Source organism: Actinoplanes sp. CA-252034 (genome assembly GCF_050956125.1).
GTDB lineage: Bacteria > Actinomycetota > Actinomycetes > Mycobacteriales > Micromonosporaceae > Actinoplanes.
In genome coordinates this window covers 7,247,765-7,271,319 of record NZ_CP191846.1, presented here as the reverse complement: position 1 = coordinate 7,271,319, position 23,555 = coordinate 7,247,765, and the positions used below count along the sequence as shown (strand labels likewise).

21 protein-coding genes are annotated in these 23,555 nt (G+C 70.9%); 8 read left to right on the top strand and 13 right to left on the bottom strand.

Annotation, left to right across the window (positions count from 1 at the left end; translation table 11 throughout):
* Window positions 1-9: 9 nt before the first annotated feature.
* Complete coding sequence (locus ACQPZW_RS33110; RefSeq protein WP_433789943.1) at window positions 10-597, top strand: GNAT family N-acetyltransferase; 588 nt, start codon at window positions 10-12, stop codon at window positions 595-597.
* A gap of 73 nt (window positions 598-670) precedes the next feature.
* Here the strand turns inward: ACQPZW_RS33110 and ACQPZW_RS33105 are convergent, their stop codons facing one another.
* Complete coding sequence (locus ACQPZW_RS33105; protein WP_433797686.1) at window positions 671-1,213, bottom strand: HNH endonuclease family protein; 543 nt, start codon at window positions 1,211-1,213, stop codon at window positions 671-673.
* Between the two features lie 425 nt (window positions 1,214-1,638).
* Here ACQPZW_RS33105 and ACQPZW_RS33100 point away from each other — a divergent pair, with 425 nt between their 5' ends.
* Window positions 1,639-2,487, top strand: a complete 849-nt coding sequence (locus tag ACQPZW_RS33100) for a class I SAM-dependent methyltransferase (protein ID WP_433789942.1) — start codon at window positions 1,639-1,641, stop codon at window positions 2,485-2,487.
* Between the two features lie 36 nt (window positions 2,488-2,523).
* Here the strand turns inward: ACQPZW_RS33100 and ACQPZW_RS33095 are convergent, their stop codons facing one another.
* Genes ACQPZW_RS33095 through ACQPZW_RS33085 form a run of 3 tightly spaced genes read right to left on the bottom strand, consistent with a single transcriptional unit; the run spans window position 2,524 to window position 5,556 of the window.
* The gene (locus tag ACQPZW_RS33095) at window positions 2,524-3,765 is read right to left on the bottom strand and encodes a vanadium-dependent haloperoxidase (RefSeq protein ID WP_433789941.1); all 1,242 of its coding nucleotides are present in this window, start codon (window positions 3,763-3,765) and stop codon (window positions 2,524-2,526) included.
* 4 nt (window positions 3,766-3,769) lie between these two features.
* On the bottom strand, window positions 3,770-3,982 hold the full coding sequence (locus ACQPZW_RS33090; protein ID WP_433789940.1) for a hypothetical protein: 213 nt from the start codon (window positions 3,980-3,982) through the stop codon (window positions 3,770-3,772).
* 26 nt (window positions 3,983-4,008) lie between these two features.
* Complete coding sequence (locus ACQPZW_RS33085; protein WP_433789939.1) at window positions 4,009-5,556, bottom strand: diguanylate cyclase domain-containing protein; 1,548 nt, start codon at window positions 5,554-5,556, stop codon at window positions 4,009-4,011.
* Between the two features lie 83 nt (window positions 5,557-5,639).
* On the opposite strand from ACQPZW_RS33085, the gene ACQPZW_RS33080 reads away from it, so the two are divergent.
* Window positions 5,640-6,821, top strand: a complete 1,182-nt coding sequence (locus ACQPZW_RS33080; RefSeq protein WP_433789938.1) for an acyl-CoA dehydrogenase family protein — start codon at window positions 5,640-5,642, stop codon at window positions 6,819-6,821.
* Between the two features lie 659 nt (window positions 6,822-7,480).
* On the opposite strand, the gene ACQPZW_RS33075 is transcribed toward ACQPZW_RS33080, so the two are convergent.
* The 7 genes from ACQPZW_RS33075 to ACQPZW_RS33045 form a co-directional block, all read right to left on the bottom strand.
* Window positions 7,481-8,143 carry a GNAT family N-acetyltransferase gene (locus ACQPZW_RS33075; protein ID WP_433789937.1) on the bottom strand — a complete coding sequence of 221 codons (663 nt, stop codon included), beginning with the start codon at window positions 8,141-8,143 and terminating at the stop codon, window positions 7,481-7,483.
* Window positions 8,144-8,224: 81 nt separating this feature from the next.
* A complete protein-coding gene (locus tag ACQPZW_RS33070) occupies window positions 8,225-11,287 on the bottom strand; it encodes a putative bifunctional diguanylate cyclase/phosphodiesterase (protein ID WP_433789936.1) in 3,063 nt (1,020 codons plus the stop codon).
* 104 nt (window positions 11,288-11,391) lie between these two features.
* Entirely contained in the window at window positions 11,392-12,300 is a 909-nt protein-coding gene (locus ACQPZW_RS33065) for a 5'-3' exonuclease (RefSeq protein ID WP_433789935.1), read from the bottom strand.
* 9 nt (window positions 12,301-12,309) lie between these two features.
* Window positions 12,310-13,275, bottom strand: a complete 966-nt coding sequence (locus ACQPZW_RS33060; protein WP_433789934.1) for an aldo/keto reductase — start codon at window positions 13,273-13,275, stop codon at window positions 12,310-12,312.
* An 80-nt stretch (window positions 13,276-13,355) separates the two neighbouring features.
* Window positions 13,356-15,365, bottom strand: a complete 2,010-nt coding sequence (locus ACQPZW_RS33055; protein ID WP_433789933.1) for a M6 family metalloprotease domain-containing protein — start codon at window positions 15,363-15,365, stop codon at window positions 13,356-13,358.
* Window positions 15,366-15,449: 84 nt separating this feature from the next.
* On the bottom strand, window positions 15,450-17,780 hold the full coding sequence (locus ACQPZW_RS33050) for an FtsX-like permease family protein (RefSeq protein ID WP_433789932.1): 2,331 nt from the start codon (window positions 17,778-17,780) through the stop codon (window positions 15,450-15,452).
* Window positions 17,777-18,466 carry an ABC transporter ATP-binding protein gene (locus tag ACQPZW_RS33045; RefSeq protein WP_433789931.1) on the bottom strand — a complete coding sequence of 230 codons (690 nt, stop codon included), beginning with the start codon at window positions 18,464-18,466 and terminating at the stop codon, window positions 17,777-17,779. Before ACQPZW_RS33045 ends, ACQPZW_RS33050 begins: the two co-directional genes overlap by 4 nt.
* A 151-nt stretch (window positions 18,467-18,617) precedes the next feature.
* Between ACQPZW_RS33045 and ACQPZW_RS33040 the strand changes: the two genes are divergently transcribed.
* Genes ACQPZW_RS33040 through ACQPZW_RS33025 form a run of 4 tightly spaced genes read left to right on the top strand, consistent with a single transcriptional unit; the run spans window position 18,618 to window position 21,726 of the window.
* Window positions 18,618-19,400, top strand: a complete 783-nt coding sequence (locus ACQPZW_RS33040) for a sensor histidine kinase (RefSeq protein WP_433797685.1) — start codon at window positions 18,618-18,620, stop codon at window positions 19,398-19,400.
* A 38-nt stretch (window positions 19,401-19,438) separates the two neighbouring features.
* Window positions 19,439-20,104, top strand: coding sequence for a response regulator (locus tag ACQPZW_RS33035; protein WP_433789930.1), 666 nt, complete (start codon window positions 19,439-19,441; stop codon window positions 20,102-20,104).
* Window positions 20,105-20,113: 9 nt separating this feature from the next.
* On the top strand, window positions 20,114-21,253 hold the full coding sequence (locus ACQPZW_RS33030) for an acyl-CoA dehydrogenase family protein (RefSeq protein ID WP_433789929.1): 1,140 nt from the start codon (window positions 20,114-20,116) through the stop codon (window positions 21,251-21,253).
* Window positions 21,254-21,279: 26 nt separating this feature from the next.
* On the top strand, window positions 21,280-21,726 hold the full coding sequence (locus ACQPZW_RS33025; RefSeq protein WP_433789928.1) for an Lrp/AsnC family transcriptional regulator: 447 nt from the start codon (window positions 21,280-21,282) through the stop codon (window positions 21,724-21,726).
* Window positions 21,727-21,774: 48 nt separating this feature from the next.
* On the opposite strand, the gene ACQPZW_RS33020 is transcribed toward ACQPZW_RS33025, so the two are convergent.
* Window positions 21,775-22,005, bottom strand: coding sequence for a hypothetical protein (locus ACQPZW_RS33020; protein WP_433789927.1), 231 nt, complete (start codon window positions 22,003-22,005; stop codon window positions 21,775-21,777).
* 166 nt (window positions 22,006-22,171) lie between these two features.
* Here ACQPZW_RS33020 and ACQPZW_RS33015 point away from each other — a divergent pair, with 166 nt between their 5' ends.
* Window positions 22,172-22,342, top strand: coding sequence for a hypothetical protein (locus tag ACQPZW_RS33015; RefSeq protein ID WP_433789926.1), 171 nt, complete (start codon window positions 22,172-22,174; stop codon window positions 22,340-22,342).
* Between the two features lie 3 nt (window positions 22,343-22,345).
* Here the strand turns inward: ACQPZW_RS33015 and ACQPZW_RS33010 are convergent, their stop codons facing one another.
* Complete coding sequence (locus ACQPZW_RS33010) at window positions 22,346-23,551, bottom strand: pyridoxal phosphate-dependent aminotransferase (protein WP_433789925.1); 1,206 nt, start codon at window positions 23,549-23,551, stop codon at window positions 22,346-22,348.
* Window positions 23,552-23,555: the final 4 nt, after the last annotated feature.

The following is a 23,555-nucleotide window of genomic DNA, read 5'->3' as shown; positions in this document are numbered from 1 at the left end:
GGGACTCTCATGGATCATTCTGTGCTGCACGGCCGTCTTGTTCGTCTCGAGCCGCTGGGCAAGTGTCACGCCGCCGGGCTTGCCGTGGCTGCTGAGGAGTCGCGGGACTCCTACGACTGGACGTGGGTGCCGACCGCCGCGACCGTCGACGGATACATTGCGGAGCAGATCGGGCGGGACGGCTTGACTCCGTACGCGCAGATCTGTCTTCGGACCGGCCGGGCCGTCGGGGTGACCGCCTATTGGGATCCGCGCGGGAAGCCGCTGGCCGCGATCGATGTCGGTTTCACCTGGCTGGCCGCGTCGGCTCAGGGGTCCGGGATCAATCTTGAGGCCAAGTATCTGCTGTTCAAGAACGCTTTCGAGAACTGGGGCGCGCAGCGGGTGGGGATGAGCACGGACGCGCGTAACGCCCGGTCACGGTCAGCGATCGTGGGCGTGGGCGCGCGGTTCGAGGGTGTGCTGCGGAACTGGTCGCGCTCGTGGGCGCCGGGGGAGGAGGGCCGGCTGCGGGATTCGGCGCTGTTCTCCGTGGTGACCGAGGAATGGCGGGAATGTCGCGCCTACCTGGAACATCGGCTGTCCGAGACGCGATAGGACACCGGGCGCAGCGCGGCATCGGGCCGATCCGTACCGGAGAGCGGCGGCTCCCGCCCTCCGGTACGGGGGGTCAGCTGGAGCAGGTGTTGAGCATGGTCTGCAACGCGGTCTTCTCCGACGACTGGAGTGTCAGCGAGTAGTAGTACTTCACCGCGATCCACATCTTGGCGTAGGTGCACCGGTACGAGGTGACCGACGGCTGCCACGTCGACGGGTCCTGGTCGCTCTTGGACTGGTTGACGTTGTCGGTGACCGCGATCAGCTGCGGGCGGGTCAGGTCGTTGGCGAAGCTCTGCCGCCTGCTGGTGGTCCACGCGCTCGCGCCGGAACGCCACGCCTCGGCGAGCGGCACCACGTGGTCGATGTCGAGGTCGGAGGCCGCGGTCCAGGTCGCGCCGTCGTAGGACGAATACCACGAGCCGGAGGTGGCGGCGCACGCGGAGCTGACGACCACGTTGGAGCCGTCCCGCTTCAGGACCGTCTCGCGGGTGTTGCAGGTCCCGGAGATGGTGATCCAGTGCGGAAACAGATCACGATCGTAGGTGCTCGCGTTGGCCTCGGCCGCGACGGTCAGCGCGCTGAGGTATGTCTGGGCCGTCGACTTCGACGGGATTCCGGTGGGGCGGCCTGGGCGGGGGCGGCCAGCAGACCGATCGTGATCAGCGCGGCGGTGAGGCCGGCCATCAGGGGGCGGGGGAGAGGGGCATGAACGGCTCCTTCGTGTCGTCCGATTCGGACCACACACTTCTACGGCAGCCGCACGTCGCCGGATGATGACGTTCATGAATTTCTTGTGTCAGAACAAAAAAGATCAAACTCAATCTTTTGTACGGTCTACGAACAGTCCCGTGGCTGTCCCCGCGACGTCCACCCGCCACCGGGCCGCAACGCGACCGCCGGGCCTATGCGAGGGAGACGATGTACTGGAGCACCGTGGGCGTCACGAAGACGTTCACCCATCCGCTTCGTCACGAGTGGCTGGCCGGTGTCCCGCGGGACACCCGCGTCCTGGACTACGGCTGCGGTTACGGACGGCTGATGGCCGAGCTCACCGCCGAGGGCTTCACCGACGTCACCGGCGCCGACATCTCGGCCGGTCTGATCGAGCGTGGTCGCCGTGATCATCCCGGCCTGCGGTTCACGGTCCTGGATTCCCCGCCGGTCCTGGACCGCCCGGCCGGGAGCGTCGATGTCATCCTGCTGTTCGCGGTGCTCACCTGCGTCCCGGACGACGCCGCCCAGCGGGCGCTGATCGCCGAGCTGGACCGCCTGCTCGCCCCCGGTGGCCTGATCCACGTCAGCGACCTCCTGCTCCAGGACGACGACCGCAATCGTCGCCGCTACACCGGGTCGCCTTACGGAGTCTTCACCACGGGCGACGGGGCGACGTGCCGCCACCACACCGCCGAGCACCTCCGTGCCCTGCTGACACGTTCCGACGTGGGAGACGATCGCCGAATCGACGTAGGAGACGAGCGCCGAATTGACGTGGGAGACGAGCGCCGAATTGACGCGGGGGATGAGCGTCGGATTGACGTGGGGGATGAGCGTCGGATTGACGCGGGGGATGAGCGTCGGATTGACGCGGGGGATGAGCGCCGGATTGACGTGGGAGACGAGCGGCGAATCGGCGTGGGGGATGAATGCCGGATCGGTGTGGGAGATGAGCGCCGAATCGACGGAGCGGACGAGCGGAGAATCGGTGTGGGAGACGAGCGGAGAATCGGCAGTGGAGATGATCGCCGATTCGGTGGGGAAGGTCAGGGCCGGACCGGTGGGGGAGATCGGGGACGGATCGACGTGGTGGCCGAGCGCCGGATCGACGTCGCAACGATGAACGGGAACCGGTCGGCCGCACTGCAACTACTGGCCCGCAAACGCCGGTGACCGTGCGAGCGCCCGGTCACCGGTGTCCGACAATGGTCAGCGGCGGCGGAAGGCGTGCACGTACAGGTAGATGCTGGTCTTGGCCCCGATCCCGGCGCCCGCGAGATCGGCCGACCGGAAGTGGATGCCGCCCCAGACCCGGGCGTTGATCAGCTCCTCGAGGGCATCGGAGAAGCCGCTGAAGTGGCGGGTGGTCCCGGTGTCGGCGCTGGTCGCGTGGAACGGGATGTCGTCGCGGCCGAAGAACAACCGCAGGATCGTCATGTTGGAGCCGGTCGCGCACGCGTGCCCGGACGTGTAGTCGGGACTGCCCGGGGTGATCAGCAGCGGCATCCAGGAGGGGTCGCCGGTGGTGTGCGGGTTGCCGTCGGTGTCGGCGAGCTGGACCGCGGTGACGGGCCGCCAGAAGCCCCAGTGCCGTTTCTCGTTGAAGCAGGCGGTGTTGGCGTCCGACGCCGCGATGTTGACCATGGCGAGCAGCCGGGCGGTCTGCACCGCGTCGAGTCGCTGCGTGACGGCGAGCTGCCGGTTGATCTCCCACTGGCCGAGCCGCCGGTCGTGCCACCAGCGGGCGGAGTCGGTCTGGTCAGCGGTACGGGTCGCGCTGTCCGCCGCCCCGATCGCCTTGATCTCGTCGAAGTCGCGGGTGTAGGCGCCACTGGTCAGCGACGGCGGCCCGGCGGTTCGGAACATGTCGGCCCGTGGCAGCACGAACGGCCGCAGGTCGGCCGACCACGCCCCGGAGTTGGCGAACGTGGGCGGGGTGGGCCGCCACTGACCGGGAGCGGTGCCGACCGGGAAGGCTTCGACCCCGAAGGCCCCGTCACCGCTGCGTGCCGCGAGCATGGCGTCGGCAGTGCGCTCGCCGACGGCGATGCCGGCCCGTTCGGCCCGTCCGTCCGGGATGCCGGCGAGGTAGGCGTCGTACTGGGCCTGGAGCCGGTCCTGCTGTGCCGGGAAGAGGGCGGTGAGCACCCGGTGGGCAGCGGCCGCGACGGCGGCGTCGGTCGATTCGCGCCCGGTGGTCCGGGGCGCCGACAGGTACGGCTGGTACGGCTTGCCGGCGATGGCGTTGACCGCGTCGTAGACGGCGCCCTGCACCATGGCGAAGCTGCGGCTCTGCACCCACGGGTTGTCGCGGGCGATGTCCCAGATCGCGGTCTGGGCATTCTCGTTCCAGGTGATGACGGCGTCTCGGGAAGGGGTGGCCGCCGCGGCCGTCGGTACGGCGAGCGGCGCGAGTACGGCGGTCAGAATCAGTGCCAGTGCACGCTTCATGTGGTCATCGGATCCGACGGGTCTGGCATAAACCTGTCAGTCGCCGCGGCGAAGTGGGCGGCGGTGACCAGAAGTGCGCGATCAGGTCGGGCAGCGCCTCGTACGCCGCGGACGCGGTGCAGGCGCCGCCGGCCCGTCCACGGAACGTGATCCGCGGCTCCGGTCCCGCCTCGATGCGGAATGCGGACAGGATGCCGTCGCTGCGCCGCGTCACCATCCCGCCAACGTAACGAGCCGGAGCAATCAGGCGGCGAGGGGCAGCCCAGCGACGGGCGTCGATGTCGACGGCTCCAGGGACTCCTGCCAGATCGCCCAGCGGGTCTCCGGCCCGAGCGACTTGGCTCTGTACATGGCCAGGTCGGCGCGGTGCACGATCTCGTCGTGGGTGAGCTCGCCGGGAGCGCTGACGGCCACGCCGATGCTCGCGGCGAGAGTGATGAGCCGCCCCTCGACCATGATCGGGCCCAGTGCCGCGGCGATCCGGCCGGCCACCTCGTACGCCTGCTCGGCGTCCTTGATCTCCGGCAGCACCACCGCGAACTCGTCGCCGCCGAGCCGGACCGGCAGGCCCGGCTCGGGCACGCACCGCCGCAGCACCGAGGCGAACTCGGCCAGCACCCGGTCGCCGGCCTTGTGCCCGAGGGTGTCGTTGACCGCCTTGAACCCGTTCATGTCGATCACCAGAACGGCCATCCGGCGACGGCGGGCCAGCGTCTGGTACGACACCTTCCGGAACATGCTGCGGTTGGCCAGTCCGGTCAGGCCGTCGGTGAGGGCGCGCTCGTCGCTCTCCCGCTGCACCAGCGTCTGCCGGTAGAGCACGAGCACACTGAGCACCGCCCCGCCCAGGGCGAGCCCGCCCCACGGGAAGAACTCGCCGTCGCGGGTGGCCTCGGTCAGCATCAGCACCTGCGCCACGGCGACCGCCACGAACGGCAGGTAACGGCCGATCCCCAGGTCACGGCGGTCGGCGGCGGCGACGAATCCGGCCCGCCCCTGCGCCGCGGCCGCCCCCACGAGCAGCGCGTCGGCGGTGATCCAGCAGATGAACTGCCACGACGCCGGCATCTCCGCGCCGTACCGGCCGTCGAGGTAGCCGTGCACCGCGTCGCCGGTGAACAGGATCAGGGTGCCGGCGGTGAGCAGCCGCAGCGGCCGCTGGGCCGACTCGTCGGCGCCGCGGAGCATGGCCCGGACCGCGCTGAACAGCAGCGCCAGGTCGCCGAGCGGGTAGACGGCCGCACTGAACAGGACGTCGACGGAGAAGCCGGAGCGCTGCAGCATCGGGCCGATCGCGGTGTACCAGAGCACCATCGAGCCGCCGGCCATCACGGTCAGCGCATCGACGCCGGTCTTGATCCGGTCCCGGGCGTTGGTCGGGGCCAGCGGGAACCGCTGCAGAGCGATCACCAGCGCCCCCACGAAGATCACGTGGGTGGCGTCGTCCCAGTGCGAGTGCGACACCTCGGTCCGCCCGAAGGCCATCAGCAGCGGCACGGAGACCACGAGGGTCGCGAAGCAGGCGGCGACCGCGCCCCAGGCCTGCCGCAGCCGCGGCGGGAGCGACGGCATCCGGGCCGCACGCACCGCAGCCACCAGGCCGAACACGCCGAACGAGAGCCGGGCCACCTCGGCGGCCGGTTCATACCAGGACAGCGCCGAAGCCAGGTTCACCACCGACACCACGAGCGCGGCCAGGTAGAGCGCGCCGAGCCCCAGATAGGCCGGTGGCAGACCACCGGCCGGGCGGCGGTGCCGCGACGACGGCGTCCCTCGACTCCGAGTGTGCACGGCGCCTCCTCCACGATGTGACGCCGGAGCAGATCGGTCCGGTCGCACGTCACTTGAGGGCCGCCGGTCCCTAGGATCGGCTGATGGCCGTACCCCAGACCCATGACGAGGCGGTCACCGCCGCCCACCAGTTGGCCGAGGTCCTGATCCCGGGCGCGATCCAGCGCGACCGGGACGGCGCCGACGTCGTCCCGCACGAGGCGGTCGCCGCCCTGGACGCCTCCGGGCTGCTCGGCATCACCGTGCCGGCGTCCGACGGCGGGCCCGGCCTCGGCCCGCGGACCCTGGCCGAGGTGACCAGGGTCCTCGCCGCCGCCGACCCGGCGATCGCCCAGATCCCGCAGGGCCACTTCCTGATGGTCGACGTCCTCGCCGTGCACGGCGGCCCGGAGGCCCGCAAGCGGATCCTCGGCGACGTCCTGGCCGGCCGGCGGCTCGGCAACGCCCTGGCCGAGCGCGGCGGCACACACGCCCAGGACTTGAAGACCCGGATCGCCGACGGCCGGCTGGACGGCGTCAAGTACTACACGACCGGTGCCCTGACCAGCGCCTGGATCGCGGTGAGCGCCCTCGACGAGAGCGGCCGGCTGGTGCTCGCCCTGGTGCCGCGCGACGCCGACGGCGTCGAGGTCGGCACCGACTGGGACATGATCGGTCAGCGCGCCACGATCAGCGGCACGGCCACGTTCCGCCAGGTCCCGGTCGAGCCGGGGCTGCGGGTCGACTACGCGCGGGCCTACGAGATCCCGCAGCAGCTCGGCGCACGGGCGCAACTGGTGCACACGGCCATCGAGGTGGGCATCGCCGGTGCCGCGCTGCGGGACGCCCGAGCCTACCTGCGGGAGAAGGCGCGCCCGTCGACCGAGGCGGTCCGCCATGGCGCGGCCACGGCTACCGACGACCCGCACGTGCGGCACCGTTACGGCCGCCTGGCGACCCGTGTCCTGGCTGCTGAGGCACTGTTGGAGTCGGCCGCCCGTACCCTAGAGGCGGTGGGTCCGATCCCGGCCGACGCGGAAGCCGCAGCGCGCGGCAGCCTGGCGGTGGCCGCCGCGAAGGCGTTCGCCAGCGAGATCGCGCTGGAGGCCGGCTCCGAGCTGTTCACCCTCTGCGGCACCAGCGCGGCCGCCGCAAAACACGGCCTCGACCGGCACTGGCGCAACGCGCGAACCCACAGCGTCCACGACCCGATCGACTACAAATACACCCACATAGCCGCATACGACCTGGCCGACCAACTACCACCAAACCACGGCCAACTATAACCATTTGGTACGGCCACGCAGGCTCACGTGGCTACCCCGCAACGCAGGCGCCACTCCAGCCCTCCACCGCGCCCGCCGGGAGTTCCCGCCGGTAACCCCCACCCCAAAACCATCAGTGATCCGGACCAACGAAGCGCCCGGCTAGCGCTCAACACCGGCGTCTGGTGTCCCCAGTGTCGAGACCGGCTTCGACCACCGCCCGCAGAGGGCCCGTCACAGCCGGGCCTTTCGGTCTCGGCCGGTCTTTCGGTCTCGGCCGGGCTTCCGTTCTCAGCCGGGCTTCCGTTCTCAGCCGGGCTTTCGGTCTCAGCCGGGCTTTCGGTCACGGCTGGGTCATTCGGTCACGGCCGGGGCTTTCGGTCTCAGCCGGTCTTTCGGTCTCAGCCGGGACTGTCCGTCTCAGCGCGACCCGCCGTCTCAACCGCAACCAATCCCCGTAGTTTTCCAGTGAGCACCGAGCCACAGAACGGCCCGCAAAACGCCGCCGGTGACGGGGCAGCCGATTTGCCGACGCCCGCGGGTTTTGCGGGCGGCGGGAAATCGACTGCCCCGTCACCGGGTATAAGGCGTTTTGCCGCGGAGCGAAGCGGAGCCAGCAAGCTCAGCCAACCCAACCCCACTCAAAACAACCCACTCAAAACAACCCACTCAAACCAAACTCAGCTCACCAATCGGTAACTGGCGAAGATGACGTCGGCGTTGTGGGTGAAGCCGAGACGGCCGTACAGGCGGATCGCGTTCTCGTTGTCGTGGACGGTGTGCAGGAACGGCAGCTCGCCGCGGGCCAGGATGCCGGCCGCCACCGCGAGCGTCAGCCGGGCGCCGAGTCCTTTGCCGCGGTGTTCCGGGTCGGTGCAGACGGCGCTGACCTCGGTCCATCCGGGCATCCGGAACCGTTCGCCGGCCATCGCGATGAGCCGGCCGTCGGCGTCTCGGATGCCCAGGTAGCGGCCCAGCTCGATGGTCCGTTTGAGGAACGGGCCGGGTTCGGCGCGGGCGACCAGGTCGAGCATCTCGGGCACGTCCTTCTCGGTGAGCGGGACGGCGTCGGGGTCTTCGACCCCGGACATGCTCTGGCCGATCATCTGCACTCCGGGCGTGACCCGGTCCGTCTGCCATCCCGCGTGCGGGGTGATCGACGGGCCGGTGAGCACGGCGTAGTCGGTGATCGTGGCCAGGTCGCGCCAGGCCGCCGGGTCGGCGGGGTCACTGAGGGCTGCGAACGGGGCGATCTCGGGCTGGAATCGGGCGGCGTTGCCCGCGGCCTCGGCGAAACACGCCTGCGGCCCGGTGAGGGCGGCCCACACGGGGTTGTTCAGCACACCCCCGACCCTGCCTCTTCCCGGGCCGCCGCGCCAGTAGATAACCGTCTAACCACCCGCAGGCTCATCTGTCGGATGTCATCACACCGACGCCTGCTGGCGTACCGGGTAGGGCTCGGGCTTCACTGCCAGGGCCGGGATGTCGCCGGGCCACAGCGGCCGTGCGAAGTGGTAGCCCTGGCCGTACTGGCAGCCCATCGCGTCGAGGGCGGCACGCTGGCCGGCCTCTTCGATGCCTTCGGCCACGACGGCGAGGTCGAGGTTGTGCGACAGGGTGACGATCGCGTCGACGAGCGCGTGCTGCTGACGGCTGTGCAGGATGTCGTCGATGAACGACTTGTCCAGCTTCAGCACGTCGACCGGCATCTGCCTCAGGTAGCTCAGGGAGGAGTAGCCCGTACCGAAATCGTCGATCGCGATGCGCACGCCCATCGCCCGCAGCGCCTTGAGGTCGGCGAGGACCTGGTCGGCGTCGCGCAGCACCAGGCTCTCGGTGATCTCCAGCAGCAGCCATTGGGGCCGCGCGCCGGTCTCGGCGAGCGCCGCACGGACCTGTTCGGCGAAGTCGGCGGTCCGGAACTGCCGGGCCGACACGTTGACGCTCACGTAGCGCAACGTGGTTTCCGGGTTCTCGGACTTCCACTGGGTGAACTGCCGCAGCGCCTCCCGCAGGACCCAACTGCCGATGCCGACGATCGCGCCGCTCTCCTCGGCCGCCTCGACGAAGTGGTACGGGCCGAGCAGCCCCTTGGCCGGGTGCTCCCACCGGACCAGCGCCTCGACGCCGGTGATCCGCTGGTCGACCAGTTCGACGATCGGCTGGAACTGGAGCACGAACTGCTCCTCCTCGATCGCCTCGTGCAGGGCGGTGCGCATCTCGAGCCGCTGCATCATCGCGGTGTGCAGGTCGCTCTGGTAGCGCTGCCAGCCGCCTTTGCCGTTGCCCTTGGCGAGGTAGAGCGCCAGGTCGGCGTGGCGCAGCAGCTCGGTGGCGGTCTCGGCGTCCCGGTTGGTGGCGACACCGACACTGCACTTGGCGCTGATCATGTGCTTGTTGCCGTTGCCGTCGGTGACCTCGACCGGCACGGAGAGGGCTTCGACGAGTACCGCCGCGACCGCCTCGGCCGCGTCCACCGAGTCGCTCTGCTCGACCAGGACGGCGAACTCGTCGCCACCCATCCGGGCCGCGGTGCTGCCCTTGCCGATGTTCTCGGAGATCCGCTGGGCGACGGCGAGCAGCAGTTGGTCGCCGATCGCGTGCCCGAGGGTGTCGTTGACCTCCTTGAAGTCGTCCAGGTCGACGAAGAGCACGCCGAGGGTGGCGCCGTCGCGTTCGGCCACGCAGAACGCCTGCTCCAGCCGGTCCTTGAGCAGCACCCGGTTGGCCAGCCCGGTCAGCGCGTCGTGGAACGCCTGGTGGGTGAGGTCCTTCTCCAGGCCGCGCCGCTCGGTGACGTCCCGCAGGGTCACCACGAGGCCGGCCACGGACGGGTCGTTGCGCAGGTCACGCAGGTCGCACTCGATCTCCACGGTGCGGCCGTCGGCGCGTACCCCGGTCAGTTGGATGTCGTCGAGGTCGCCGACGCCGGACCGGATCCGGAACAGGATCTCGCGCAGCGCCTCTTGCGAGCCGTCGGCGATGAGCCGGGCCAGCGGCGAGCCGGTCGGGTCTTCGGCGAACAGTGTCTCGGCGGACGGGGTCGCGTACCGGATGGTGCCGTTGGCGTCGAGGATCAGGATGACGTCGGCCGCGCTCTGGATCAGCGTCCGGAACCACGTCTCGCCCTCGCGGCGGCTGACCTCGGCGGTCAGCTCGATGCGTTCCAGCACCACGGCGATCTGTGAGCTGAGCGTCTCGAATGCGGGCAGCAGCAGGTGCAGCACCGGGTCGGACGCGCCGATCACGAGCCGGCCGGTGCGGTGACCGGACAGCCGCTGGGTGGCGTGGACGACGTGCTTGAATCCGCCGGACTCGAAGCCGTCCGGTAGTTCCGCGGCGGGGATCCGGCGGACCGCCGTCTCCGCGTCCAAGCCTTCGACGGGCGGCAGGAACTGCAGGTGGTACGGCTGGTCGGCGGGCATCAGACGGGCGACGGCCTTCTTGACCGCGCGGGTCACGTCCTCTTCGGTGGCCGCCGCGAACAGCAGCGATCCGGCTTCGCGCAGTGCCCGTTCCCGGCTGCCGGCCTGCCGCTGTGACTGGGCCAGGTCCGCGACCCTTGCCAGGACGAGCAGGAACATCAGTGCCGCGGCGCCCGCGATGACCGGCGCGTCGACGACGCCGCCGCGGGCGATCTCCGCCTCCCGGCCCTCCATGTACTCCAGTGCCAGCACGCCGGGGGCGATCAGCGCGGCGGTGCTCAGCCAGAACAGCCGGTGGCTGCCCATGCCCGGGTTGGGACGCTCGATAGGTGAGGTCAGCGAGGTCATCGCCGGCCGCAGCGCGGCGTAGCCCATCGCCGAGTAGAAGACGATCCAGCCCATGTCGACCGGGCCGCCCAGCGCCCACGCGCTGTTCAGCTGCGACTGCCCGTAGAACACGTCGGAGATCAGCAGCCCGACCATGGCGACGCCGAACGTGACCACCGAGTCCAGCCGCTTGCCGGAGCCGGTGAACATCCGCAGGATCATCGCCAGCACGAGCACGTCACCGAGCGGGTAGCCGATCGAGACCAGCTTCTCCATCAGCGACAGGTGCTCGGAGCGGGTGAACGGGGCGATCCAGTAGACCCAGGCGAGCAGCCCCAGCCCGACCGTCGGCACCAGGGCGTCCAGCAGCGCGGACCGGTTGGCGTCCCCGCTGTTCCGTGCCCTGATCATCATCAGCAGCCCGGCGGTCAGGAGCGGATAGAACGCCAGGTAGAAGAAGTCGGCGACTCCCGGGAAGTCCGGTGTCCCGCCCAGCGCGATGATCAGGTTGTACGCGCTGTCACCCGTGGTGAAGCAGGCGATCGCGATGCTGATCAGGTACCACGGCAGCTTGCGGCGCGGCCGGTTGAGGCGCACACCCACCAGCACGGCGATCGCGCACGAGTAGCCGAGCGCCGCCCAGCTGTACAGATGCGCGTCCGGGACGGCGTAGTAGACGATGGTCAGGACCAGCGTCCAGGCGCCGAAGCACGCGCGAGCCACTCGCGTCGACAAAGCGCACTCCGTTCGTCGGGCGGCAGGGTTGCCGACCCGCCGTATCGGGGCCTGGACCCCCGACCTGAGCGCACCGTCCCGCCCGCAACCGGACGGCAACTTTCCTACGCTGCGATGGCGTCCACCAGCCGGCGGGCGGAGCCGGCCAGGTTCCAGCGGTCGGCGAGCGCCAGCAGCGCCTCCGGGTCACGGGGCGAGCCCGGCAGCACCGGGTCGAACTCCGGCAGCGGCACGTCGGTGGCGACCTTGCACACCGGCAGCGCCCTGGCCAGGTAGTCGCGAGAGGTGTCCAGTCTCGTCCGCACGCCCGGCGCGAACCCGGCGCCGGGGTCGTCGAGGGCGGCCAGGATGTGCTCGACCCCGCCGTACCGCTCGATCAGCCGGGCCGCCGTCTTCTCCCCGACACCCGCGACTCCCGGCAGCCCGTCACTCGGGTCGCCGCGCATCGCCGCGAAGTCCGCGTACCAGCGGGCCTCGACGCCGTACTTGGCGAGCACCAGCGCCTCGTCGGCGTCCTCCAGCTTCGCCACGCCGCGCCCGCAGTAGAGCAGCCGCGTCCCGCGGGTGTCGTCGACGAGCTGGAACAGGTCCCGGTCGCCGGAGACCACCTCGACCGGCGCCGGCTGCCCGGTCGCGAGCGTGCCGAGCACGTCGTCGGCCTCGTAGCCGGCGACGCCGAACGCCGGGATCCCGATCGCCGCGAGAACCTCCAGCAGCACCGGCACCTGCTTCTCCAGCGAGGCCGGCACCTCCTCGACGTCCCCGTGGGCGACCCGGTGCTTCTTGTACGACGGCACCAGCTCCACCCGCCACGCCGGCCGCCAGTCCGCGTCCAGCGCGCACACCAGCCGATCCGGCCGCCGTGTCCGGATCAGCTGGGCGAGCATGTCGAGGAACCCGCGAATGGCGTTGACCGGCTCCCCGGCCGCAGTCTGCGCGGCCTTCTCCGGAATCCCGTGGAACGCACGAAAATACAGACTGGGGGCGTCAACGGCCAGCAGTGGTCGGCTCACCGCCCCACCCTAGTGGCCGATCACGGCGTGGGGGCGGTACGGGGCCTCCAGCGCGGCGATCTCCTCCGGGGTGAGTCGCAGGTCGACGGCGGCGACGGCGTCGTCGATGTGGGACTGCTTCGAGGCGCCGATGATCGGGGCGGTCACGGCCGGCTTCGACAGCAGCCAGGCCAGCGCGACCCGGGCCGGGGCCGTCTCGCGGGCCTTCGCGACGTCGGCGACCACGTCGGCGACCGCGAAGTCGTCGTCGGTCGAGAGGCGCGCCATCATCTGGTCGGTCCGGGCGCGCACCGACTCGGCGGCCCGGCCGCGGGCCAGGACACCACGGGCGAGCGGGCTCCACGGGATCACGCCGACGCCGGAGTCGAGGCAGTAAGGCAGCATCTCCCGCTCCTCCTCCCGGTAGGTCAGGTTGTACTGCGGCTGCATCGACACGAACTTCGTCCAGCCGTGCCGTTCCGCGGTGAACTGTGCCTTCGCGAACTGCCAGGCGTACATGGTGGAGGCGCCGATGTAGCGGGCCTTCCCGGCCTTGACCACGTCGTGCAGCGCCTCCATGGTCTCCTCGATCGGGGTCGACCGGTCCCACCGGTGGATCTGGTAGAGGTCCACGTGGTCGGTGCCGAGCCGCCGCAAGGACCGGTCGATCGAGGCCATGATGTGCTTGCGGGACAGGCCGCGGTCGTTGGGGCCTTCGCCGACCGGGAAGAACACCTTGGTCGCGAGCACGTAGTCGTCGCGGTGGTTGAACAGGGAGCGCAGCAGCCGCCCGGTGATCTCCTCGCTGGCGCCCACCGAGTACATGTCGGCGGTGTCGAAGAAGGTGATGCCCTGCTCGACGGCCCGCCGCACGATCGGCGTGGCGGCCTGCTCGTCGATCACCCAGTCACGCCAGCTCCGCGAGCCGTAGGTCATCATGCCGAGACAGATCCGGGACACTTTCAGGCCGGTGCGGCCGAGACGTACGTATTCCATGTCGATCACCCTATTCCGGAGCGACCGTCCGGTCTGCCCCCTCCAACCCGGCGAGGAGCACGGCGGTCTCCTCCCGGATGTCATCGTCGCGCGGTGCAGGAGGTCGTGGCGGTCGCGTCCGGGTCGCTCTCCGACCTGACCTGGACCGCGATCGTGGGCACACCCTTGACGTAGACCTCGACCGTGGCCGACTGGCGGCCTGCCACTCCGACGACCGCCCGGGGCAGCACCGCCCCCGGCGCGGAGATCCGGAAGACGTCGGCGTCCCGGCCGGTGTTGCGGATCGGAATCGTGCACCGGGCCCAGCCGGACGGCCCGGGGCGGGCGGTGGCCGGCGATGCCCTCACACCGCGGACCGACGGCCCGGCGCCGTCGAGGGAACGGACCGCGACCTCGTACGAGAGCACGCCGTGCCGGTCCCGCTTCCGGTCCAGGACGTAGAAGTGCAGCCGGTTGGCCGTGTCGGCGTACTCGAAGAGGCTGCCCGATCCGGTGCCGGCGTGGAACAACGCGTCGGAGAGCTGCCGGTAGTCCCCGATCGTCATCTTCTGTGGCGTGCCGTCCGGCGTTACGAAGTCGACCTTGTCGATGTCCTGCGGGTTGGCGTCGACGGTCCAGATGAACGGCGCGGAGTCCGCGTTCTTCGTCTTGGCCAGCAGCACGCCGGAGTCCGGGGTGAACGAGTCGAAGCCCATCCGGTCGACGACTTCGAGGGTGTAGTTGTCGTATCCGCCGCCGTCGCAGTAGGGGTCCGTCGCGGTGTTGCAGGCGGGGCTGCGGTCGCCGCCGTCCAGGGTGACGTTGATGCCGGCCAGCCGGCGAGGGCCGGGATCGACCGCGCGCGCCGTCACCCGCGTCACCACGACGCCGGACTCGGCCAGTGCCGCGCGGGAGAGCTTCAGCACCGCGGTGTCGTCGACGATGCCGAGCTTCATCTTGTTGCGCAGCATGTGTTGTGCGCCCATCGACGAGCCCGCGGTTCCCGGGATCAGCCACCGGCTGTGCGGTCCGCCGGGACCGTTGAACGTGCCGCGGCTCAGCATCTCCCACGGTCCGCTGTAATCGCGGCGAGCCGGTACGGAGTACGGGTTGTTGTAGTTGTCGCCGATGCCGAGGATGTGGCTGAACTCGTGCGCGTACGTCGACATGCCCGAGCTCTCCGCCTGCAGTGAGCTGCCCCGGGTGGCGTTCGGCCAGATGTTCGCCGAGGCCTGCCAGGAGGTCCACTCGACGTAACGGGTCGCGTTCCAGTTCGGCAGCGACTCGTCCGGCGGGCCGAACTCCTCGCTCACGTCCTGTCTGGTGGTGAACTTCATCGGGCCGAACTCCTGCCAGGTGGCCGACTCGTCCTGGCCCGCCGAGAGGAAGAAGACGAAGTCGTACGACCCCGCCTCCTGCTCGCCGACCGCCGCGATCCAGGCGGCGCGCGCGTCGGCACGCAGGTCACGCCCGCACACGTCGTCGGCCGGGCAGCCCAGTCCGCGCTGCATGGAGCTCTCGATGCCGTACTCGTGGCTCGCGTGCGGCATCCGGTACACGCCGAACGCGCTCAAGTCGATGCCGAAGCGCCCGTTCGAGTCCTCCATCCAATACTCGTGGATGGTGTGGCCCCGGTTGAGCGTCCCCGGCTTGTTCAGGAAGTCCCGATAGAACGCCGGCACCTCGGAGCGGTCCAGGTTCTGCACGCCGGACGGGTTCCCGTAGATCGTCGAGTTCGCCGGCTGAGTGACCACGAACGGCTGATTCGAGTAGTCGACCAGCACCAGCGCCCCGTTGAAGGTGCGCTCCGAGCCGCGCACCGCCGGGTCGGCCCAGTCGGTGCCCGGCACAGCCCGGTAGTCGTCCCAGGTCATCGTGTCCGGCAGCTCGTACCGCTGGGGGTCGATCGGCTGCGGCGTGCCGGCCGGGCCGCCCAGGGTGACCGCCTCGTCGACCTGCCACGGCTGGGTCTGCGGCCAGTGCCGCATGCGCCACGGCGTGTCCGGGTCCCCGGCCGGCGGCGCGGCCGTCGCCGGTGCGGCGTCGACGGCGCCGGCCACCACGAGCGCCGCTACGGACAGTGCCGAGAACAACCGTCGCCCCGTCGTCATGGCGTCATCCTGGCAAACTTATCGACGTCTCTCAATGGCGCGATCCGGCACGCCGGCTTCCTGCGGCCGGCGCACCTGCCGCGATCACTCGTTGTGCAGCACCCGGGCGATGCTCAGCCGGGCCGCCGAGCGGGCCGGCAGCAGCGCGCCCAGGACCGCGATCAGCACTCCCGCCGTCACCATCAGCGTCAGGGTCGCCGGGTCCCACACCCGCAGCACCTGATCCGGCAGGGTGATCTTCGCGGCGTCCGCGGCGAGCGGCACGACCAGCCGGTGCGCGCTCATTCCGAGCGGGATGCCGAGCAGGCCGCCGGCCACCCCGAGGGCCGCCATCGACGTGACGAGCATGGTGATCACCTGACGCGGGGTCATCCCGATCGACTTGAGCATGCCGAGGTCACGGCGCCGGTCCAGGACGTTGAGGGCGACCGTGTTGAGCACCCCCAGCGCGGCGACCGTGGCCAGCAACAGCGCCAGCACGGTGGAGAACCCGGTCACGATCGGCGTGAGCTCGTCGCCACCGGTGTTGTCCCAGGGGTCCAGGCCCGGGTCGGCTGCCACGATCGCCGCCATGTACCGGGGCAGATCGGTGCCCTCGACGAGCCCCACCTGGTAGTAGTAGTCGCTCGCCACCGTGCCCGGAAGGTCGCGCCAGGGTGCGAACAGCGCGTCGTCGCCGGAGCCGGGCAGGCCCATCAACGTCACGCCGACGATGGTGACGGACAGCCGGTCGCCGTCGCGTTCGAGCGGCAGGGTGTCACCGACCGCCAGACCGCGCTTGTTGACCATCTCGACCGGTGCGACCACCTCGTTCGGCGCTGCCATCCACCGGCCTTCGAGAAGCTGCCGCTCGTGGCCCATGACCGCGACGTCGCCGCGGACGAAGTCGATCCGGATCGGCTCGCTCTGGCCGGGTGACGCATAGCTGCGGCCGACGGCGACACCGATCCGCTCCGTGCCGGGAAGGCCCCGCAGCAGCGCCTCGACCTCCCGGTCGGTACGGGTGCTCGGCTCCCGCCCGAAGTCGGGGTTCATGGGCCGCACACCGACGTCACCGCCGGTCTCCGAACCGAGGGCGGACACCCGCAGCACGGTGTCGGACAGCCCGGTCGCGAAGGTCACCGTGGCCACGCCGAGCAGGAGCGACGCCATGGTCAGGGCGGTCCGGGCCGGCCGGGCGAACGGCAGGCCCAGTCCCAGACTGACCGGGCGCGGGAGTCGCGTACCACTCAAAGCTCTCTGGACGCGCAGACCGCGACCCCGCCGCGGCGCGCTGCCCGCACTGATCGCCTCGGCGGCGGACAGCCGCCCGCCGCGCAGCGCCGGCAGCAACGCGACCAGCAGGACCAGGGCGGGCACACCGAGCAGACCGGCCAGCCACACCCACGGCCGTACGGCGGAGTCCTGCCCGTAGCCCAGCCCGCGGAACGTGTCGGCCAGCAGCGGACCGGCGCCGGTGACGCCCAGCGCCGTGCCGAGGACCGCGCCCGCCGTGGCCGGCGTCGTGACCATCGTCAGGTAGACGGCGACCACCTGCCGCGGAGTGAAGCCGATCGACTTGAGCACCCCGATGTGCCGGAACCCGGAGACCACCGCGCCACTGACCACATTGGCCACGATGATGATCGCGACCAGCAGGCCGAGCACCCCGAACGTGCCCAGGAACGGCAGGTAGACGCCGGCCGTCTCGCCCGCCTTCTCCTTGAGCGCCTGATAGGGGCTGGCGGCGACGAGCGCTCCGCCGGGGAGCCCCGTGGTCGCTCCGGCCAGTCGCTGTGTCACCGCCTCCCGGCTCGACACGTCCCCGGAGAACCGGTAGAGCATCTGCGTCCCGGTCGGCCGCATCGTGGCCATCTGACCGGGCGTCACCCAGCCGTCCGCCGATCCGCTCACACTGTGGGCCCATCCGACGACCTGCAGGGTCAGACCGCCGGTGGTGGTGATCGACGTGAGCGACCCGAGCGGTCCGGCCTCGAACATCCCGGGCGCCTCGGGCTCGGAGCTCAGCACGATCTCGCCGGCGGCGGTCGCCCACCGGCCCCGCCACAGGTCGAGACGGTCCACGTCACCCTCCGGGCCGGGTCGCCCGACGAGCGTCAGCGGCCCCTCCAGCAGCGGCCCGGACCCGCCCTCGGGCTGGACGATCGCCTGCGCGAACGGCCCCGCCGAAGCCTGCACTCCGCTGGTCGCCGCCGCCAGTTGCGCGTCGCCGACCACGGTCCGGTCGAACGACGCCACGGCGTGCGCGCCGCGCTGCTGCCCGAAGACCCGGTCGAAGGGCGCCGAGGTGGCGTCGAGCAGTGCCAGCGACACGACCACGGTGGCCGTGCACAACAGCGCCACCAGTCCGATCACGAACGTCTGCAGCCGCCGGCGGCGGATCGCGGCCCGCGCGGCCGCCCACACGGCGCTCACACCCGGTCCAGGGCGGACTCGGCGGCGATCCGGCCGTCGGCCAGCTCGACCAGGCGGCTGGCACAGCGGTGCGCGAGCCGCTCGTCATGGGTGACGATCAGCAGGGTCTGCCCGATCTGGTTGAGGTCGATGAGCAGGTCCATCACCTGTTCGCCGGCCCGGCTGTCGAGGGCGCCGGTCGGCTCGTCGGCGAGCAGCAGCGCGGGCCGGTTCATCAGGGCCCGGGCCACCGCGACCCGCTGCCGTTCGCCGCCGGACAGGGCCGCCGGGTAGACGTCGCGCCGGCCCGCGATGCCCAGCTCGTCGAAGAGCTCCAGGGCCCGCCGCCGGGCGGTGGCCGCCGATGAGCCGGTCAGCTGGGCGGCCAGCGCCACGTTGTCCAGGGCGGACAGGTCGTCGAGCAGGTTGAAGAACTGGAAGATCATGCCGAGGTGGTGGCGGCGGAACAGCGCGAGCCTCGTCTCGTTCAACGCGTCGAGGCGCTCGCCGTGCACGGTCACCTCCCCGGAGGTCGGCCGGTCCAGCCCGGCGATCATGTTGAGCAGGGTGGACTTTCCGCAGCCGGACGGGCCCATGACGGCGACCGCCTCACCCCGGCGGATGGTCAGCGAGACCCCGTCCAGGGCGGCCGTCTCGCCGTATTCCTTGCGTACGTCCTCGAGGCGGACCACCGTCTCTGTCGTCATGTCGGGGACGCTACGGGCCACCGGCGGGCGACCACATCGGCCGCCGGATGCAATCGCCGCACCGCCTCATCCCGGGGATGTACGGCGCCCGCCCAGGGGTTGATGCGGGCCGGCGGCCGGGCGTGCCAAGGTGTTCAGCGTGGTGACGGTGATGCTCGCGGTGACCTGTGCCGCCACGGCGGCTCTGGCGATGATGTTGCGCCGGGCCCGGCTGCGGCACGAGCGTGCGATGGGGGAGCGTGGCTGGCTGCTGGAGCGGGAACGGGCGGCCGCGGCGCGGGCCGCCGTCGACGAGGAACGGGCCCGGATCGCCCACGAGCTGCACGACATCGTCAGCCACAACGTCAGCGTCATGATCGTGCAGGCCGGCGCGGCCCGGGAGGTGCTGGCCACGATGCCGGCGGAGGCCGAGGCGGCGCTCGCCGCGGTCGAGCGCGCGGGGCGGGACACCATGACCGAACTGCGGAACCTTCTCGGACTGCTGGCCCCCGATCCGTCCGGTGAGGATCCGGCGCTCGCGCCACAGCCGACCCTGTCCCGGTTGAGCCCGCTCGTGGACCGGGTGGCGTTCGCGGGCCTGCCCGTCGAGGTCCGCGTCTCCGGCGAGCCACGGCCCCTGCCGGCCGGCATCGACGTCACCGCCTACCGCATCGTGCAGGAGGCCCTGACCAACGCCCTCAGGCACGGATCCGGAGGTAAGGCCGAGGTGACCATCCGCTGGGCCGAGCACGCGCTGCGGGTGGAGGTGCTGACCACCGGCCCGAGTGTGCTGACCGGCGACCCGCCGCCCACCGGACCGTCCGGTGACGGCACCGGCCGGGGGCTGGCCGGGCTGCACGAGCGGGTGGCCGTCTACGGCGGCGACCTGGACGCGCGCCGCCGCCTCGGTGGCGGCTACCGGGTCCGCGCCCGCCTGCCCCTGGACGCGCGATGACCGGCCCGGGTCCGCGCCCGCCTGTCCCCGGACGCGCGATGACCGGCCCGCGCGTCCTGATCGTCGACGATCAGGAGCTGATCCGCACCGGGTTCCGGCTGATCCTCACCGCCCGTGGCCTCGACGTCGCCGGTGAGGCCGCCGACGGGGCCGCCGCGGTCGAGGCCGAGCGCCGGCTGCGTCCCGACGTGATCCTGATGGACGTCCGGATGCCCGGCATGGACGGCATCGAGGCCACGAGACGCATCCTGGCCCGTACCCCCGATTGCCGGATCCTGATGCTCACCACCTTCGACCTGGACCGGTACGTCTACGCCGCGCTCGCCGCCGGAGCCAGTGGGTTCCTGCTCAAGGACGTGACCGCCGACCACCTGGCGGCCGCGGTCCGGCTGGTCGGCACCGGTGACGCCCTGCTCGCCCCGTCGATCACCCGCCGCCTGGTGCAGCGTTTCGCCGGGGCGGGGGAGGAGCCCGCCGTGCACCGTGACCTGACCGCCCTCACCCCGCGTGAGCTGGAGGTGCTGACCCTGCTCGGGCGTGGCCTGTCGAACACGGAGCTGGCCGGGGCGTTGACGCTGAGCGAGGCGACCGTGAAGACTCACGTGGCCCGGATCTTCGCGAAGCTCGACCTGCGGGACCGGGCCCAGGCGGTGGTGCTGGCGTACGAGACCGGGTTGGTCACCCCATCTGTTAACGACCGTTAAGCTGCTGGCATGACCGTGGATCGACTGCTTCCCACCCCTGAAGCTCGCGACCTGCTCGACCTCACCACCGAGCTCGCCACCCGCGAGCTGGCCGGCAAGGTCGACGACTTCGAGGCGCGCGGTGAGTTCCCCCGCGACGTCCTGCGCACCCTCGGCCGCTCCGGGCTGCTCGGGCTCCCCTATCCCGAGGACGTCGGCGGCGCGGCCCAGCCGTACGAGGTGTATGTCCAGGTCCTGGAGATCCTGGCCGGCTCCTGGCTGAGCATCGCCGAGGCGGTCAGCGTGCACACCCTGTCGTGCTTCCCGGTCGCCGAGTTCGGCACCGGGAAACAGCGGGCCATGCTGCCGGAGATGGTCGGCGGGGAGCTGCTCGGGGCGTACGCGCTGTCCGAACCGCACGGCGGCTCCGACGCGGCCGGGCTGACCACCCGGGCCGTCGCCGACGGGGACGACTTCGTGGTCACCGGCACCAAGGCCTGGATCACCCACGCCGGCCGGGCCGACTTCTACAACATCTTCTGCCGTACGGGCGGACCCGGCCCGCGTGGCATCTCCTGCCTGCTCGCCGACGCCGACACGCCCGGGCTGCTCCCGCAAGCCCCGGAGAAGCTGATGGGCCTGCGATCGTCGGCGCCCGCCCAGATCGTCCTCGAGGACGCCCGCATCCCCCGCGAGCGTCTCGTCGGCGAGGAGAACCAGGGCTTCACCATCGCCATGCGCGCCCTCGACGCCGGCCGGCTCGGCATCGCCGCCTGCGCGGTCGGTCTCGCCCAGTCCGCCGTCGACTACGCGACCGCCTACGCGAAGGAGCGCCGGCAGTTCGGTAAGCCGATCGCGTCGTTCCAGGGCATCGGGTTCATGCTCGCCGACATGGCCACCCAGGTGTCGGCGGCCCGCGCGCTGCTGCTGAACGCGGCCCGCCTCAAGGACGCCGGCCGCCCGTTCTCCATCGAGGCCGCCAAGGCGAAGCTGTTCGCCACCGACATGGCGATGAAGGTCACCACCGACGCCGTCCAGGTGCTCGGCGGTGCCGGCTACGTCTCCGACCACCCGGTGGAGCGCTGGTTCCGCGAGGCGAAGGTGCTGCAGATCGTCGAGGGCACCAACCAGATCCAGCGGCTGGTGATCGCCCGGTCGATGACGGGGTGAGCCGCCGCTGTCGGTAGGGTGACGCCGTGGAAGAGATCGACCGGGCGATCGTCTCGGCCCTGACCGCGGACGGCCGCCTGTCGTACACCGACTTGGCCGAGCGGGTGGGCCTCAGTGTCTCCGCCGTGCACCAGCGTGTCCGGCGGCTCGAGCAGCGGGGTGTCATCCACGGCTACACGGCCAAGGTCTCCTACGAGGCACTGGACCTGCCGTTGACCGCGTTCGTGGCGATCCGCCCGTTCGATCCGTCCCAGCCCGACGACGCCCCCGACCGTCTGGCCCACCTGTCCGAGATCGACTCCTGCTATTCGGTGGCCGGCGAGGACTTCTACATGCTTCTGGTACGGGTGAAGAGTCCCGCCGACCTGGAACGCCTCCTGCAGGACATCCGTACGGCGGCGAACGTCACCACCCGCACGACCGTCGTGCTGTCCACGCCGTACGAGAATCGTCCCCCGCGCATCGCCCCCTGACCCGAAACCGCACCGGGTGACGCCGAAGCGGGCAGCATGCCGACCGATTCACAGCAGGGCGGCGAGAGTGGTGTCCGGGCCGGCCGTCTCCAGGCCGTACTCGATGTCCTCGCGGACGGCCTCGATCGTGTCGTCCTCGCCCAGCACCTCGGCCACGTCGTTGCTGTTCTCGAACTGCTCCAGCATGTCGTAGGCCTCACCGAGCGTCGCCGCGCCCATCTCGTATGCCCACTGCAGCATGTTCCAGGTGCCGGCCGCCGGGGAGAACTCATCGCTCACCGGCTGAATCTAACCGAGCCGGAACCGGGTTCCTGACGGCCGGCAACGTCAACCGGCATGTCCGCGATACGACCAGCGGCGACTTCGCCATCGGACCGTCGCATCGGCCGGTGGTGCGGCGGGCAAGCCGCGAGCGACATCACCGGTGATGACCGACAATGGGTTGATGAGTCAGCCTGATCTGGACCCCACCGAATACCCGCCGATCGACCCGCGCGAGCCGGTCCCGGACGACCCGGGCGAGCTGCTTCCGGACACGCCGGAGACGCTGCCGCCGGCCCCCGTCGAGCCGATTCCGGACGACGGGGACGAGGGCGGGGTGCGCGAGCCGGCATAGCCGCTACTGACGGTAGGTGGAGAGGAACGATCGCAGCCGGCCGATCGCGTCGTCGAGCACATCGACCGGCGCGAGGAAGACCACCCGCAGATGGTCGGTGGTGTCGATGTTGAAGCCGGTGCCGTGCGAGAGCAGGAGCTGCTTGGACTCGAGCAGGTCGATGATCAGCCGCTCGTCGTCGTGGATCTTGTGGACGGCCGGATCGAGCCGGGCGAAGAGATACAGCGCGCCCTCCGGCTTGAAGCAGTCCACGCCGGGGATCGCGGTCAGCGCCTGCCAGGCGTGCTCGCGCTGCTCGTAGAGCCGCCCGCCGGGGGTGACCAGGGCGTTGATGCTCTGGTAACCCCCGAGCGCGGTCTGGATCGCGTGCTGCGCCGGCACGTTCGGGCACAGCCGCATGTTGGCCAGCAGCTGCAGGCCCTCCAGGTAGTCGGTGTCCTGCGGCCCGAAACCGGTGACCGCCAGCCACCCGGAACGGAACCCGGCCGCCCGGTGCGTCTTCGACAGGCCGCCCATGCTGATCATCGGAACGTCCGGGGCGAGCGCCGCCGCGGTGTGGTGCACCGCCCGGTCGTAGATGATCTGGTCGTAGATCTCGTCGGTGAACACCAGCAGCCCGTGCCGGCGGGCGATGTCGAGCATCCCCTCCAGCACCTCACGCGAGTAGACGGCACCGGTCGGATTGTTCGGGTTGATGATCACCATGGCGCGGGTGTCCGGGGTGATCCGGGACTCCAGATGCTCCAGGTCGGGCTGCCACCCAGCGCCCTCGTCGCAGCGGTAGTGCACCGCCCGGCCACCGCACAGCGACACCGCGCCCGTCCACAGCGGGTAGTCGGGGCTCGGCACCAGCACCTCGTCACCGGTGTCGAGCAGCGCCTGCAGGCACATCACGATCAGCTCGGAGACGCCGTTGCCGAGCATCACGTCTTCCGGCTGCACGTCGATGGCGCCCTGGATCTGATATTTGTGGGCGACCGCGACCCGCGCCGAGTAGATCCCCCGGGCGTCGCTGTAGCCGGTCGCCGACCCCAGGTTGTGCACCACGTCGGCCATGATCGGCTCGGGTGTGGCCAGACCCCACGGCGCCGGGTTGCCGATGTTGAGCTTGATGATCTGGTGCCCGGCGTCCTCGAGCTGCTGTGCGCGGCGCAGCACCGGCCCGCGAATGTCGTACCGGACCGCCTTGAGCCGTTGCGCCTGCTTCACCGGA

Bases quoted from the DNA above. Each gene is read 5' to 3' on its own strand.
- ACQPZW_RS33110 (WP_433789943.1), top strand. From the start codon at position 10: ATGGATCATTCTGTGCTGCACGGCCGTCTTGTTCGTCTCGAGCCGCTG.
- ACQPZW_RS33100 (WP_433789942.1), top strand. From the start codon at position 1,639: ATGGCCGAGCTCACCGCCGAGGGCTTCACCGACGTCACCGGCGCCGAC.
- ACQPZW_RS33095 (WP_433789941.1), bottom strand. From the start codon at position 3,765: ATGAAGCGTGCACTGGCACTGATTCTGACCGCCGTACTCGCGCCGCTC.
- ACQPZW_RS33090 (WP_433789940.1), bottom strand. From the start codon at position 3,982: ATGGTGACGCGGCGCAGCGACGGCATCCTGTCCGCATTCCGCATCGAG.
- ACQPZW_RS33080 (WP_433789938.1), top strand. From the start codon at position 5,640: ATGGCCGTACCCCAGACCCATGACGAGGCGGTCACCGCCGCCCACCAG.
- ACQPZW_RS33060 (WP_433789934.1), bottom strand. From the start codon at position 13,275: ATGGAATACGTACGTCTCGGCCGCACCGGCCTGAAAGTGTCCCGGATC.
- ACQPZW_RS33055 (WP_433789933.1), bottom strand. From the start codon at position 15,365: ATGACGACGGGGCGACGGTTGTTCTCGGCACTGTCCGTAGCGGCGCTC.
- ACQPZW_RS33045 (WP_433789931.1), bottom strand. From the start codon at position 18,466: ATGACGACAGAGACGGTGGTCCGCCTCGAGGACGTACGCAAGGAATAC.
- ACQPZW_RS33040 (WP_433797685.1), top strand. From the start codon at position 18,618: ATGCTCGCGGTGACCTGTGCCGCCACGGCGGCTCTGGCGATGATGTTG.
- ACQPZW_RS33035 (WP_433789930.1), top strand. From the start codon at position 19,439: ATGACCGGCCCGCGCGTCCTGATCGTCGACGATCAGGAGCTGATCCGC.
- ACQPZW_RS33030 (WP_433789929.1), top strand. From the start codon at position 20,114: ATGACCGTGGATCGACTGCTTCCCACCCCTGAAGCTCGCGACCTGCTC.
- ACQPZW_RS33015 (WP_433789926.1), top strand. From the start codon at position 22,172: ATGAGTCAGCCTGATCTGGACCCCACCGAATACCCGCCGATCGACCCG.